At 62.7% G+C, this 13,546-nt stretch carries 10 protein-coding genes; 3 read left to right on the forward strand and 7 right to left on the reverse strand.

Annotated elements, in window-relative coordinates; translation table 11 throughout:
- Positions 1–6: 6 nt before the first annotated feature.
- The 5 genes from SPHINGO391_RS16290 to SPHINGO391_RS16310 all read right to left on the reverse strand — a co-directional run bounded on the left by SPHINGO391_RS16290 (position 7) and on the right by SPHINGO391_RS16310 (position 8,173).
- Positions 7–888: a transglutaminase family protein gene (locus SPHINGO391_RS16290; protein WP_152009817.1), complete on the reverse strand. Its 882-nt coding sequence runs from the start codon at positions 886–888 to the stop codon at positions 7–9.
- A 2-nt stretch (positions 889–890) separates the two neighbouring features.
- The gene (locus SPHINGO391_RS16295) at positions 891–3,290 is read right to left on the reverse strand and encodes a circularly permuted type 2 ATP-grasp protein (protein ID WP_152009818.1); all 2,400 of its coding nucleotides are present in this window, start codon (positions 3,288–3,290) and stop codon (positions 891–893) included.
- A gap of 3 nt (positions 3,291–3,293) precedes the next feature.
- A complete protein-coding gene (locus SPHINGO391_RS16300; protein WP_152009819.1) occupies positions 3,294–6,650 on the reverse strand; it encodes a transglutaminase family protein in 3,357 nt (1,118 codons plus the stop codon).
- Positions 6,651–6,891: 241 nt separating this feature from the next.
- Positions 6,892–7,359, reverse strand: a complete 468-nt coding sequence (locus SPHINGO391_RS16305; RefSeq protein ID WP_152009820.1) for a chemotaxis protein CheW — start codon at positions 7,357–7,359, stop codon at positions 6,892–6,894.
- Between the two features lie 301 nt (positions 7,360–7,660).
- Positions 7,661–8,173: a hypothetical protein gene (locus SPHINGO391_RS16310; RefSeq protein ID WP_152009821.1), complete on the reverse strand. Its 513-nt coding sequence runs from the start codon at positions 8,171–8,173 to the stop codon at positions 7,661–7,663.
- A 173-nt stretch (positions 8,174–8,346) separates the two neighbouring features.
- Here SPHINGO391_RS16310 and SPHINGO391_RS16315 point away from each other — a divergent pair, with 173 nt between their 5' ends.
- Together SPHINGO391_RS16315 and SPHINGO391_RS16320 are read left to right on the forward strand one after the other, a co-directional pair.
- Positions 8,347–8,880, forward strand: a complete 534-nt coding sequence (locus SPHINGO391_RS16315; RefSeq protein WP_152009822.1) for a hypothetical protein — start codon at positions 8,347–8,349, stop codon at positions 8,878–8,880.
- 2 nt (positions 8,881–8,882) lie between these two features.
- Positions 8,883–9,101, forward strand: coding sequence for a helix-turn-helix transcriptional regulator (locus SPHINGO391_RS16320; protein WP_152009823.1), 219 nt, complete (start codon positions 8,883–8,885; stop codon positions 9,099–9,101).
- Positions 9,102–9,117: 16 nt separating this feature from the next.
- Here the strand turns inward: SPHINGO391_RS16320 and SPHINGO391_RS16325 are convergent, their stop codons facing one another.
- Both SPHINGO391_RS16325 and SPHINGO391_RS16330 read right to left on the reverse strand, forming a co-directional pair.
- Positions 9,118–11,268, reverse strand: coding sequence for a DEAD/DEAH box helicase (locus SPHINGO391_RS16325; protein WP_152009824.1), 2,151 nt, complete (start codon positions 11,266–11,268; stop codon positions 9,118–9,120).
- A gap of 169 nt (positions 11,269–11,437) precedes the next feature.
- Positions 11,438–12,835, reverse strand: a complete 1,398-nt coding sequence (locus tag SPHINGO391_RS16330; RefSeq protein WP_152011598.1) for an MFS transporter — start codon at positions 12,833–12,835, stop codon at positions 11,438–11,440.
- Between the two features lie 389 nt (positions 12,836–13,224).
- Here SPHINGO391_RS16330 and SPHINGO391_RS16335 point away from each other — a divergent pair, with 389 nt between their 5' ends.
- Positions 13,225–13,527 carry a hypothetical protein gene (locus SPHINGO391_RS16335; protein ID WP_152009825.1) on the forward strand — a complete coding sequence of 101 codons (303 nt, stop codon included), beginning with the start codon at positions 13,225–13,227 and terminating at the stop codon, positions 13,525–13,527.
- Positions 13,528–13,546 lie beyond the last annotated feature (19 nt).

The raw sequence follows: 13,546 nt of genomic DNA on the forward strand, positions 1-13,546 counted from the left end.
ACGGTTCTACGATCCAACCGGCGCCACATCGACCGACTGATTGCTGGTCTGGCCACCTGCCGTGCGCATGGCACCGCGCACCGGCGCGACATCGGCATAGTCACGGCCATAGGCGACAACTATGTGATCGGTGCCGGCAAAAACTGCGTTGGTGGGATCATATTCCACCCAGCCGACACCGGGACCGCACCAGGCCGACACCCAGGCATGCATCGCATCGGCGCCCTCGAGCCGCTCTTGTCCGGGCGGCGGCAGGGTTCGCAGATAGCCGCTGACGTAACCCGCCGGAATGCCGAGGCTTCTGAGCGCAATGATCATGATGTGGGTAAAATCCTGGCAGACGCCGTGACGGGCGGCGAATGCTTCGGCGGCAGGCGTTTCCACCGTCGTGGCGTCCGCGTCAAACCGCATTTCCCGATGCAGGGCGAGGCCCAAATCGCTCACGATCTCACCGCATTGCCGATCCGGCCCGGACTGTAACCGAGCCCAATCCGCAATCGCCGGATCTGGCTTCGCATAAGGAGAGGCCGGCAGGAAATGCAGCGGCGTGCGAGGTCCGAGATCGGTCGTCGCATCAAGCGCGTGGCGAAGCGCTCGCAGGTCGACCGAAGCTGCCGCGGGTTCGGCACCTCCGGTGACCTCAACCCTGGCCTTGAGCCGGATCACGACCTTGCTGTGCGGATCGTTGAAAGCGATATCGCTCAACCGGTTGCCGAAAAAGTCTTCCCGCTCCCGGCGCATTGCTGGTGACGGATCGATATCTATGCTGCCTGCAATCAGGCGCTGGCGGCCAGCGATGGTCAATGGCATGGCGTGCAGGATCTGGCGGGCGCCGGCCGCTGGCGCCTGAAAGGAGTATTCGATGCTGAGCTTGATGTCGTAGAGCATCGTCACTCGAGAAACTGGGTGTGGAGGTCGTTGGTCAACCGTCCGATCGCTTCACGCAGTTCGACCAGCTTGGACTGATCGAGACTTTGCGGCGTGTTGACCGACAGCTCGGCCTGCACACGCAGCACCGCCCGCGAGAACTCGGAGAGTTGTCCGTTGACATCGGCGCCCGGCAGAAGGCTCACCTGATCGCGGATTTCGTCGATGTGGAAAGCGATCGAGCGCGGGTTGAGCGGATCGAGCGCCAGGAGATCAACCACCGTTTCACGGCTGGCTGCGACAGGATAGCGCCGGCGGTGGGTCATCACGCTGTCACCAACCTCGACGCACAACTCGAAACCGCCATGGGGGCCCGACCACTCCGCAAAGGCCGAGAGCAGATCGGCCATGGCGATGGCCCGTTCCAGCGACCGGCCGATGGTCAGGAACCTCCAGCCGCTGAAGCGGTACATGTTTTCATGCACCAGACCTGAAAAGCCGCTGATCTTGCGCAACAACACGCCCATGGCCGAAGCCGCATCATCGCCCGGCACCACCGTCCTGCGCATGTTGCCGACCGTGCGCTCAAGATCGGCCAGCGACGCCCAGGCGTCGACCGAGAACCGGTCGCGCACCTGGTTGGCAGCATTGACGGCCATTGCAATGGTCCGCTCGACGGTTGCGGAAACACCCTCGGTGATCTCAAGACCTTCAGCATCAAGATAGGTTTCAAGCCGGCTCATCAGCGGTGTACCGCCGGCCGGCGTTTCGGGAAGCCTGCTCATATAGGCCCGGGTGAGGCGCATCTGGCCTTCCGCCCTCTCGACGTAGCGACCGAGCCAGAACAGGTTGTCGGCGGCACGGCTGGGCAACAGCCCTGGCGATGTCCTGACAAAGACTTCGTCGGTGTGGCTGAGCATTGTGTCTTCTGACACCGGCTCGTCGGAAACAACCCAGACATCAGCCACGGTTCCGCCGCTGCGCAAGGACACCGCCGACGGATCCTGGCTTGTTGCCGCCAACCGGGCAAAGCCGCCGGGCATCAGTTTCCAGCCATTGCGGGTGCGTGCCATGAACACGCGGATCCGCATCGGTTTGGGTTCCAGCCTGCCGTCTTCCCAGGCAGGCGTGGTCGACAGCGACACCAGTTCCTGGCCAACCAGATTGCGCCCTTCCCGCTCAAGCCAGGATCCGAGATCGAGGCCGACGCCCGACATGTCTCCCCTGAGAACCGCTCCGGGTTCAGGCTCCAGCGGGAGGCGTGTCGAATTGGCCGGACCGATCAGCATTGCAGCGGCATTGGCGCGAACATGGTCCCGCTCGGCCTCACCGCCGCACCACCATGTCGCGATGTTCGGAACCGCAAGCGGCTTGCCGTGCAGAACTTCCGACAGGCGCGGCAGGAAGGCGAGAAAGGCGCGGCTTTCAAGCACGCCAGCGCCAAGGGCGTTGATCATTGTGACGCCTTGCGAGCGGACAGCGCCCAGAAGTCCCGGCGTGCCCAGACGCGAACTCGCCTCGAGCTCGAGCGGATCGGACCAGGCCGCATCCAGCCTGCGCCAAAGCACGCTGATCGGCTTCGGCCCCGAAACCGTGCGCACCATCAGCCGCCCGTCATCGACCACCAGATCATCGCCCTCAAGCAGCATCATGCCGAGATAGCGGGCAATGTAGGCGTGCTCGAAATAGGTGTCGTTCATCGGGCCAGGCGTCAGGATCCCTGCCCTGCTGCCATCCTCGCGCCGCATGGCGTTCAGGCCGTCGCGGAAGCTGCGGAAAAAGCCCGCGAGGCGCTCGACATTTGAGCCACTGTAATAGCCAGGAAAGGCGCGGACCGAGGCGACCCGGTTTTCCAGCGCGTAACCGGCGCCCGACGGCGCCTGGGTCCGGTCGCCCAGCACCCACCAGCCGCCATCGGCGCCGCGGCCGATTTCAAAGGCGAGGAAATGCAGGAAGTGACCGGAAGCAGGCTTTACCCCGATAAGCGGACGCAGCCATTCCGGATTGGACGCGATCAGGCCTGCGGGAAGGTGACCCTCCTCAACCAGCCGGTTCTCACCATAGAGATCGGCGACGATCGATTCGAGCAGCTCAGCCCGTTCGGCCAGGCCTTCGCCCAGCGCCTGCCATTCGCTGGCGGGCTGGATCACCGGCACCGGACTCAGCGGCCAGTCACGCGGGCTTTTCTCCTCGCCGTAATGACGAACGAAGACGCCGGCGTCGCGCAGATATTGTGCGCCACGGGCGAAGGCGCGTTCCCGCTCCTCGGGGCTCAAGCCGTCAAGATGGGCAATCAGGCTGACCCATTCCGGCCTGACCGTCCCGTCGTCGCGCAGCAGCTCATCGGGCACGCCTGGCAGGGCCGAATAGCCGGTCAGTATGCTTGAGCGGCCCGGGGGCTTGGCCGTTGCTGAACCAGGCACGGATCAGATCCCCGGCTTGCGGCGCAGATCGAGCGTGAAGGGAAACTCGGGATGCGGTGTTTCCGGCACCGGCGTGGTGGCGCCCGGCGTATGGCCGCGATGTTCGAAACGGGCCAGCCGCCGTGCTTCCGCCTCGTTGCCGTTGACGGGAAACGTATCGTAGCTGCGTCCACCGGGATGGGCGACGTGGTAGACACAACCGCCCAGCGGCTTGCCCGACCATGTGTCGAAGATATCGAAGGTGAGCGGCGCATCGACCGGCAGCACCGGATGCAACGCCAGAGCCGGTTGCCACGCCTTGTAGCGCACGCCGCCAACAGCGGTTCCGGCTTTTCCGGCCTCAGCCAGGGGCACCGGACGACCGTTGCAGGCGACCATGTAGCGAGACGGATCGGCGGTTTCGAGCTTGACCTGCAGACGCTCGACCGAGCTGTCGGTGTAGCGCACGGTGCCGCCAATGGCGCCGGTTTCACCCAGCACATGCCAGGGCTCAAGTGCCTGGCGAAGTTCCAGCCGGACGCCTTCGTAGCTCACCTCGCCACAGAACGGGAAACGGAACTCGGACTGAGCCTCGTACCACTCCGAGCGCAGGTCAAAGCCGTGATCGCGCAAATCCCGCAGCACATCGAGGAAATCCTCCCAGATGAAATGCGGCAGCATGAAACGATCGTTGAGACTGGTGCCCCAGCGGGTGAAGCGCCCCTTGGCCGGGCTCTGCCAGAACCGGGCAATCAGGGCGCGGATCAGCACCTGCTGCGCGAGGCTCATGCGCGGTTCGGGCGGCATTTCGAAACCGCGGAATTCGACCAGGCCGAGGCGACCCGTCGGGCCATCGGGCGAATAGAGCTTGTCGATGCAGATTTCGGCGCGATGGGTGTTGCCGGTGACGTCGGTCAGCAGATTGCGCAGCAGGCGGTCGACGAGCCAGGGCAAGGGCGGATTTCCAGCATCGGGATGCGGGATCTGCTCGAGCGCCATCTCGAGCTCGTAAAGGCCATCGTGACGGGCTTCGTCGATACGCGGCGCCTGGCTGGTCGGGCCGATGAACAGGCCGGAAAACAGGTAAGACAGGCTCGGGTGCCGCTGCCAGTGCAGGATAAGGCTAGCGAGCAGATCCGGACGCCTGAGAAACGGGCTGTCGAGCGGGGTTGCACCGCCGACCACCACGTGATTGCCACCGCCGGTGCCGGTATGGCGTCCGTCGATCATGAACTTGTCGGCGCCGAGACGGGTCTGGCGGGCCTCATCATAGACCCCTTCGGTGATCGCCTTGCATTCCTCCCAACTGGTGGCGGGATGCACATTGACTTCGATCACGCCGGGATCGGGTGCAACCCGAATAACGTTGAGGCGTGGGTCATGCGGCGGGCCGTAGCCTTCGATATGGACTTTCAGGCCAAGCCGGTCGGCGGCAACTTCAGCGGCCGAGACCAGTTCGAGATAGTCCTCGACCTTCTCGACCGGCGGCATGAAGACGCACAGCCGGCCATCTCGCGGCTCGACGGAAATCGCGGTGCGCACCGCTCCGTCGAGATCGCCGATGGTCTGCTCGACCCGCTGCTGCGTGGCCTCGGCGGCGGTGAACTGGGCGCGTGCCTGCGACGCAGCATCGGCGGCACGCGAGTCTGCCAGGGCATCATCGAGAGCCTTGCGGGCCGGATCCGGCAGATCGCCTTTGGGTTCTGTCGGATCGGACGGATTGACGAACGGATAGGAGGACGCCGGGACATGCGGCAGCGAACCGAGCGGCAGGCGGTATCCGACCGGGCTGTCGCCCGGGACCAGAAAGACATGGCCACGCCGTGTCTTCCATTTCTCAGAGCGCCAGCCATGACCGGCGGCCTTCGATTGCCAGCGCTGGACCGGCAGCACGAAACCGGACGGGGTCGCAAGCCCGCGTGAAAACACGGTGGCGATCCGGTGACGCTCCTCGGCGTCTTCAAGCTTCGAATTGTCCGGTGTCACATTGTCGGGAAGGTTGCCTTCCTTGAGGATCCATTCCGCCGGATCCTCGTAAGCCGGAACCACATGGTTGTCTTCTATGCCGAGATTGTCGGCAATGGCAGCGAGCAGATCCTTGGCGGTTTCGGGCGTTGCCTGACCGGTGTCCTTGCCCTCTTCTGCGATGAGTTCGGGATTAAACCAGATCGGCTTGCCGTCGCGCCGCCAATAGAGCGAGAAGGTCCAGCGCGGCAATGTCTCGCCAGGATACCATTTGCCCTGGCCGTAATGCAGGAAGCCTCCCGGTGCGAAACGGTTGCGCAGCCTTCGGATCAGCTTGTCGGCCGCTTCACGTTTCTGCGGCCCGACAGCGGCAGTGTTCCACTCCTCACTTTCAAAATCATCGATCGAAACGAAGGTCGGCTCGCCGCCCATGGTGAGCCTGACGTCACCTTCCTTCAGCTTGGCGTCGATGTCCTTGCCGAGGGCGTCAAGCGCTGCCCAGGATTCCTCGTTGAACGGCTTGGTAATGCGTGGATGCTCGGCCATGCGGTCAACCCGCATGTCAAAGGCAAAGTCGACCTCGGCATAGCTGGCAAGACCCGAAATCGGCGCGGCATTGCGGAAATGCGGCGTGGCGGCCAGCGGAATGTGGCTCTCCCCTGTCAGCAGACCGGAGGTCGGGTCAAGACCGATCCAGCCGGCACCGGGCAGGTAGACTTCGGCCCATGCGTGCAGGTCGGTAAAATCATGATCCGTGCCGGGAGGGCCGTCGAGCGCCACCAGATCCGGCTTGAGCTGGATCAGATAACCGGACACAAAGCGGGCTGCAAAGCCGAGATGCCTGAGCGCCTGCACGAGAAGCCAGCTGGTGTCGCGGCACGATCCCTTGCCGGTCTCAAATGTTTCCTCCGGCGTCTGCACACCCGGCTCCATGCGGATGACGTAGCCGATTTCGTTGGCAAGCCGCGCATTGAGGCCGACCACGAAATCCACCGTGCCGGTTTCATCGCGCGGGACGGCATCGAGAAAGGCCTGCAGCCGCGGGCCTGCGGGTTCGGGAGTCCGGTAGATGACCAGATCGGGGGCAATGTCCTCCGGATATGAGAACGGCCATTTTTCGGCCGATTCCTCGACGAAGAAATCGAAGGGATTGTAGACGGTCATATCGGCGACCAGATCCACTTCGATCTTCAGTTCCATCACCGGATCGGGGAACACATACCGCGCCATCCAGTTGCCATAGGGGTCCTGCTGGTAATTGACGAAGTGCTGTTTCGGGCTGACCTTGAGCGAGTGCGACACCACCCGTGTTCGGCTGTGCGGCGCCGGCCTGAGCCGGATGACCTGCGGGCCGAGGGTAACCGGACGGTCGTATTTGTAGTGGGTCAGATGATGGACACTTGCCAGAATCGCCATGAGAGATATCCGTTGATCGGGCGGCCTTTCGGCACCCGTCAACATGCATGGCGGGGGCGGTCATGTCCACAGTCGATGATGCGGTGCACACATTAACATCCGCATGCAGACCCCAGCCCGGCAAGGAACCGCGGCCTTTCCGACCGTGAGCGGCCGGACCGCGCGCAACCATAACAAAACAGGCGCGCCGGGGCGAGCCGGAACGCCTGTTTTCGAGATTCTGACTGTCCGGGGACAGATCTCAGGCGGCGAGTTCGCCTTCTTCGTCGAGCAACGAGTCCAGGTCCAGATGAGAGATCATCTGCTTGTCCTTGGCGATGATCGACGTGGTCATCCGCTGCACTTCGGTGGCGCCAACTTCGGGCACCGACTGGATTTCATCTTCGGTGACGGTGACCATGTCGGAAACATTGTCGACCAGCAGGCCGACCAGTTGCCCGCGGATGCTGGCAACGATGATTGCCGACCGCTCGGTCGGATCAATCGCTTCAAGACCCAGCCGCAGTGCCATGTCGATGACCGGGATCACCGTTCCACGCAGGTTGATAACACCCAGAACGTGGCTCGGTGCGTGTGCCAGCGGCGTCGCAGGTGCCCAGCCGCGGATTTCCCTGACCGACATGATGTTCACGCTGAACACCTGTTCGCCGAGGAAAAACGAAATAATTTCAAGACCTGAAGTCTTATTGCCGGTTTGCGTCTCGTTCATCTTGTCCTCGCGTCAAGTTGGCCTTTCCGCGACCGGACGCACACGCGCCTTCAGTCTTCCGGACCGGCCTAACCGGTTAATCTGTTTGGAACGCGGCACCTTTCGAAAGAAGGCATGTGCCGTTTGCAGCGCCTGGCCGCGACGGGAAACGCATCATGCATGGGGCCAAACCCCTTCCCATATTCGACTTTAAACATGCTTTCGTTAAGAATACGGAAACAAGTGACCACAGTAAACCACCCAATATTGCACTTTTTCAGCCACCATGCGGCGATATTCACTCCGGGCAGAGGCTGCGGATCTATCCCGTTCCGTTGCAGATCCGAACTGACTGCAGAAACTCTTTCCGTTCATGCGCCGGAAGGGTAGCGACAAAGTCCGAACGCCGGGTCGTTTCGATCCAGGAACTGTCTGAACCGGTCTTCACAAATGTACGGAAGGGAAGTTCCGTGAGCGGCGAGGCCGTGGTGCAGCCGCCGCGCAGGTTGATCGAGAAACTGCCCTGCCCTACCAGTCCCTCCGACTTGTGGCGAAGAATGCGCTCTTGCACATCCCTCATGCGAACGGAATCGAGCCTAGAGAGGCGTCCGACATAGATCCGCTCGCCGCGGAGGGGCGGAGGCATTCCGACAATCTCGGACGAATCCGATATCTGCAGCAAGAACCTCTCATTGACCCTGGGGGCCGCTTCACCCCGGACCTGCCATGTCATTGCAATCATCGCGTCGCCATCCGCAAGACGGATGGATTGAGGCACACCGAGGCCAGCACCAAGCTCCGCGGGGTTCATTTGCAGGGGATTGAAACCTGCCATTGCGACCAGACCACGTGGGGTCACCGACAGACAGCCGGAAAGCAGCACAACGAGGGGGACCAGCAGAAGGGAACGGATTCGCGCCATTTCATTTTCTCCTTGATTTTTTACTGTTTTACGATAATTTATAGTCCTCATAGTTTATTTTTGGAGAGACGGCAATGGAGTATTCGATGTCAACCAAGGTGACCCGCACAAGCCAGAAGCTGGCGCTGTTGTTGCGGGCGGTGGTGATTCTGGCGCTTGTTGCCGGTCTGGCGCTGCTGGCAGGATCGGTGCTGGCGCCTGAGCTCTGGAAGGGGTGGATACGCAATGTGTATCCGCAAGTCACCGATGTGTCGGAGTGGCAGGTGGTCCTGCTCGCGCTTCTTGCGACGGCGCAACTGGGCCTGACCACGATTGCCTTGTGGTGGCTGGCGCGGATGTTCAGCAGCGTTTCGGGCGAGGAACCGCTCAGCCTCGAGGCCGCCGCGCATATGCGGCGGGCCAGTCGCTGGCTGCTGGCCGCGACACTTTATGCTATGGTGGCGCAGATCCCCGCGAGCCTTGTTGCCAGCCTGAACCAGCCTGAGGGCGCCCGCTTTATTGCCTTGGGCCTGAGCACCAGCCACGCCAGCGGCGTACTTGCCTCGCTTGTACTTTATGCGGTCGCAAGCATCCAGGAACTCGCAGCACAAGTGCGCGATGACAACCGGCAGATCGTGTGACCATGGCCATCATCGTTCGCCTCGACGTCATGCTTGCACTGAGAAAGATGCGGTCAAAGGAGCTTGCAGCTCGGATCGGCATTACCGAACAGAACCTGTCGCTGCTGAAATCCGGCAAGGTCAAGGGCATCCGTTTCGAAACGCTGGAACGGATCTGCGCCGAGCTCGACTGCCAGCCCGGTGACCTGCTGACTTTCGAGCCCGAACAAGACCAAGATTGAAACGGCTCGGAATTGCCTAGCTTTTCGGCTTGCGCTTCAAGCCGCCCTTGCCACCTTCGGACCCGGTGTCCGATCTGGCGGCGTCGGACGGCGGACCCTTGCGATGCGGCTTGGCCGGTTTGGCGGCCGCCTTGAAGCCGGGCTTGTCGCGTTTCGGCTTCTTGTCCTTGGCAAAGGCGGGCCGGGAATCGCTGGCATCCGCTCTCGTCTGCTCCCTGACGGGCTTGCCATGTTTCGCAGCCGCCTTGGGTTTGTCGGACCCTGCTTTCGGCGCGGGCGGCAAATCATCATAGGGCCAGACACCCGGCGTTGCGTTTGCCGGCAGGTCGTCGCGGTCCGAGGGCTTGCGGTCGGCATAGGCGTTCTGGCGCGGTGGACGGTCATCACGCTTCTTGCCACCGGTAAAGGGCCGCTTCTTGGCGTAATCCGGTTTTGGCTTTTCCCGGGGACGTTCATCGGTGGAGGGCCATTCCTCCTTTGGCGCGCGCGCCGGCGCTGCTGCAAACTCGTCGCGGGCCCTGGGCGGACGCGGGGAACGGGCCGGCATCTCGGGCACGCCATCGAGGCGGGTGACGGTGACGTTCTTCTCGATCTTGCGGGTTGGACCAATGGCAGCCTCGAACTTGTCGGCGGCAGCTCCGGAGATTTCCACATGGGTTTCCAGATCGTGGATCTTGATCGAACCGATTTCGGTCTTGGTGATGTGTCCTGCACGGCAGATCATCGGCAGCAGCCAGCGCGGCTCCGCGGACTGCTTGCGACCGAGCGACAACGAGAACCAGACCGCATCCTTGAGCGGAACATGTTCGCGCGGCGCGCGCTCCGGGTAGGTTCCACCAGGCGCGGAGACGGGTCCCTGCTCGATCAGTTCTTCAGGCGAGGAGCGGCCGGCACGGTGCATGCGCATCAGCGCAACCGCCACTTTCTCCGCGCCGTGCTTCTCCAGCAAAGCCGTCACCATGGCCTTCTCGTCTTCACCGATCTCAGCCTCGAACGACGGATCAGCCATCAGCCGCTCATCATCGCGCGCCAGGATCTCATCCGCCGAAGGCGGGCGCGCCCAGGCAGCGGCAATGCGGGCATCCGAGAGCAGACGTTCGGTCCGGCGGCGGGCATTGTAGGGAACGATCAGCGCCGAAACGCCCTTGCGGCCAGCGCGCCCGGTGCGGCCGGAGCGGTGCAGCAGGGTTTCCGGAGTCTTCGGAAGGTCTGCGTGAATGACCAGTTCGAGATCGGGCAGATCGAGACCGCGAGCGGCGACATCAGTCGCAACGCAAACCTTGGCCCGGCCATCGCGCAGGGCCTGAAGAGCGTGGGTGCGCTCGTTCTGGCTCAATTCGCCCGACAGCGCGACAACCGAGAAACCACGGTTGGAGAACCGCGCGGTCAGGTGATTGACGGTGGCGCGGGTGCTGCAGAAGACGATGGCATTCTTGGCATCGTAATAGCGCAGGACATTGATGACAGCGTTTTCGCGGTCATTGGGGGCCACCGAAAGCGCCCGGTATTCAATGTCGAGATGCTGTTTCTGGTCACCCGCGGTGGTCACCCGGACCGCCTTGTTCTGGTAGCGCTTGGCAAGATTGGCAATGCCGGATGGCACGGTTGCCGAAAACATCAGCGTGCGGCGCTGGTCCGGCGCGGCATCAAGTATGAACTGCAGATCGTCGCGAAAGCCGAGATCCAGCATTTCATCGGCTTCATCGAGCACCACGGCGCGAATGGCCGACAGATCGAGCGACCCGCGTTCGATGTGGTCGCGCAAGCGGCCGGGCGTTCCCACGACGATGTGGGCGCCGCGTTCAAGCGTGCGGCGTTCGGTCATCATGTTCATGCCGCCGACACAGGTGGCGATCCGGGCACCCGCTTCGCCGTACAGCCAGGCCAGTTCGCGCTCGACCTGCAGCGCCAGCTCACGGGTCGGAGCGATGGCGAGCGCCAGGGGCGCCTCGGCCCGCGGCAGCGCTTCCTCGTCACCCATCAGTGTCGGTCCAAGCGAAATGCCGAAGGCCACCGTCTTGCCGGACCCTGTCTGGGCGGAGACCAGCAGATCGGCATCGCGCAGTTGCGGCGCGAGCACGGCTTCCTGAACCGGAGTGAGTGTTTCATAGCCGCGTTTGGCCAGAGCCCGGGCTATCGCCGGCTGGATGGTCGCAAGGTCTGTCATGTCGGGTCTTTCGGACTTCGTGTTTAGGCCCGCTGGAGCGGGCGCCGGGCGCGGGTCACCGTCGGGCCACGGCTTTCTTTGGGGCCTACATAAAGCACATTGCAGCAAGAAGAAACGGGGCCAGGCAAGAAAGTTGCTTTGAGGTAAATCTGCCTGAGGCCGTTTCCTGTCAGCCAGGTTTGTGCTGGGCAGCTTGCGGCTTCAGGAAGAACACTGCCAGCGCGGTCAAGCCGAAGGCGAAGACCGGATAGAACAGGGCATGGTAGAGTGAATCGATGTAGGTCGGGTAATCTGCACCCGGCACAGTTCCCGACATCAGCCGGCCGAAGAACAGCTGGCCCATGACTGCGACGCCCAAGGCTCCCCCCACCTGCTGGAACGATTGCACTCCGCCCGAAGCCGATCCGGCATCACGGTCGGGCACGCTGGACAGCGCGAGCTGAAACAAGGGTGACACCGCCGTTCCCAGACCAAGGCCGGCAATGAGAAATGGCGGCAGGAAGAGGCTTGAATGCACGCTCGTCCCCAGTCCTCCGACAAGGGACTGCAACCAGAGCATGGCGGAGAACAGCATGGCCGAGCCGATGAAAATCCTTTGACGCTGCCAGCGCGGCCCAAGCCTTCCCGACAGCATCGAGGCGAGAAAGACGCCCGCGGAGAAGGGAACCGTGGTCAGACCGGACTGCAGCGGGGTCAGACCGAAACCGGTCTGCAGGAACACCGCGAACACCATGAAGAAACCGGGAACGGCCGAGAAGAACAGGCTCGCTGTCAGCACGCCGCCCATGAAGCTGGCATTTGTCATCAAGGTCACCGGCAGGAGCTGCGGCCCGCCCGCATCGGCCTGACGATGCTGCCACCGGACGAAGAGCCAACCCGCCGGAATTGCTGCGACTGACAGGGCGAAGATCCAGGCTGGCCAGCCCAGTTCACGTCCTTCGATCAGCGGAAAGACGACCAGGAGCAAGGTCAGCCCTGCAAGCGCGATCCCGCCGATGTCGATGCCGACATCCCGGTTGCCTTCCATGGCCGGAATGTATTTCAGCCCTGCAAGGATGGCGAAGAGCCCGACCGGGATGTTGACCAGGAAGATCGGCCTCCAGCTCAGGCCGAAGATATCGGCATCGATCAACAACCCGCCGATCAACGGGCCGGAAACGGCGGCCAGACCAGCGGTGACACCGAACAGCGCAAAGGCGAGGCCGCGCTCCTTTGGTGGAAAGATCACTTGCGCAATGGCCAGCGTCTGCGGCGTCATCATCGCTCCGCCGATGCCCTGCAACACGCGGGCAGCAATCAGCGTGTTGATCCCGGGAGCCAGACCGCAAAGCGCCGAGGCGATGGTGAAGGCGCCGACACCCAAGAGAAAAATCCTGCGGCGGCCGAGCATGTCACCGAGACGGCCGAACGGCAGGAGACCGATCGCGAAGGCCATGATGTAGGCGGCAACGACCCATTCGATCTCGGCGCTCGTGGCACCAAGGCCGGACTGCAGACTGGGCAGCGCCACGTTGACGATGGTGACGTCGATCAGGTTCATGAAGCCGGCGATGAGCAAGATCGCCATTGCGATCCAGCGCCGCTCATGATGTTCATGGCGGCTCCCGTCAGTCCTGGCTGCAACGTTCATTGGATCTTTGCTCCGGTTCGGTCAGCAACACCTAGGGCTGATCGCTGAAAAAAGAAAGCCGCCCAGCGACCGCAATGGCACGATGACAGTGCCCGCAAAACAGGATGGCGGCCCTCGAGCACGGGAGACTGGGGGCCCGCGTCAGACCCTTCGTTCAGAGTGGTGCAATCTTACCGAAGTCGTATCTCAAACCACTGAAAAGATTTCCTAAAACAGAGGAGCTGCGACGCGAAACCATAGACATGGCGGATGCATCGGGAACCGTTTCAGACGCTGCAACCCTCGCCATGGCGGGAACCAAGGCGCTTCTGCGGCGTTGATGTGGCATGAAAAAGATCGCCATCATATCCGCATCTGTCCTCGCTCTGGGCGCGGCTTCCATTGCCGCCGACGCGGACAGCATGTCCGAGCTTTCGACCACTTCGAGCCTGGCTGTCGAAGCCTCCTTGACGCCGGCAGAAAGCCCGATTGCCGCACCGGTTCGCGGCGCCCGGCTTGCGCATCAACCCATCGAGCGCAAGGTGCGCCTTGTTGCCCCGGGCATCGCCTCGGTGAACTCATGTGACGCTGCATACTGGCCGTACTATCCGTCAGAATGCCTCAATCGCGTTGAAACCGCGGGGCTTTAAACCATCCTCCGGTTCACGC

Source organism: Hoeflea sp. EC-HK425 (assembly GCF_902498795.1).
GTDB classification, from domain to species: domain Bacteria; phylum Pseudomonadota; class Alphaproteobacteria; order Rhizobiales; family Rhizobiaceae; genus Hoeflea; species Hoeflea alexandrii.

Coding starts and splice junctions, on each gene's coding strand:
- SPHINGO391_RS16290 (WP_152009817.1), bottom strand. CDS start 888: ATGCTCTACGACATCAAGCTCAGCATCGAATACTCCTTTCAGGCGCCA.
- SPHINGO391_RS16300 (WP_152009819.1), bottom strand. CDS start 6,650: ATGGCGATTCTGGCAAGTGTCCATCATCTGACCCACTACAAATACGAC.
- SPHINGO391_RS16305 (WP_152009820.1), bottom strand. CDS start 7,359: ATGAACGAGACGCAAACCGGCAATAAGACTTCAGGTCTTGAAATTATT.
- SPHINGO391_RS16310 (WP_152009821.1), bottom strand. CDS start 8,173: ATGGCAGGTTTCAATCCCCTGCAAATGAACCCCGCGGAGCTTGGTGCT.
- SPHINGO391_RS16315 (WP_152009822.1), top strand. CDS start 8,347: ATGTCAACCAAGGTGACCCGCACAAGCCAGAAGCTGGCGCTGTTGTTG.
- SPHINGO391_RS16320 (WP_152009823.1), top strand. CDS start 8,883: ATGGCCATCATCGTTCGCCTCGACGTCATGCTTGCACTGAGAAAGATG.
- SPHINGO391_RS16325 (WP_152009824.1), bottom strand. CDS start 11,268: ATGACAGACCTTGCGACCATCCAGCCGGCGATAGCCCGGGCTCTGGCC.
- SPHINGO391_RS16330 (WP_152011598.1), bottom strand. CDS start 12,835: ATGGCGATCTTGCTCATCGCCGGCTTCATGAACCTGATCGACGTCACC.
- SPHINGO391_RS16335 (WP_152009825.1), top strand. CDS start 13,225: ATGAAAAAGATCGCCATCATATCCGCATCTGTCCTCGCTCTGGGCGCG.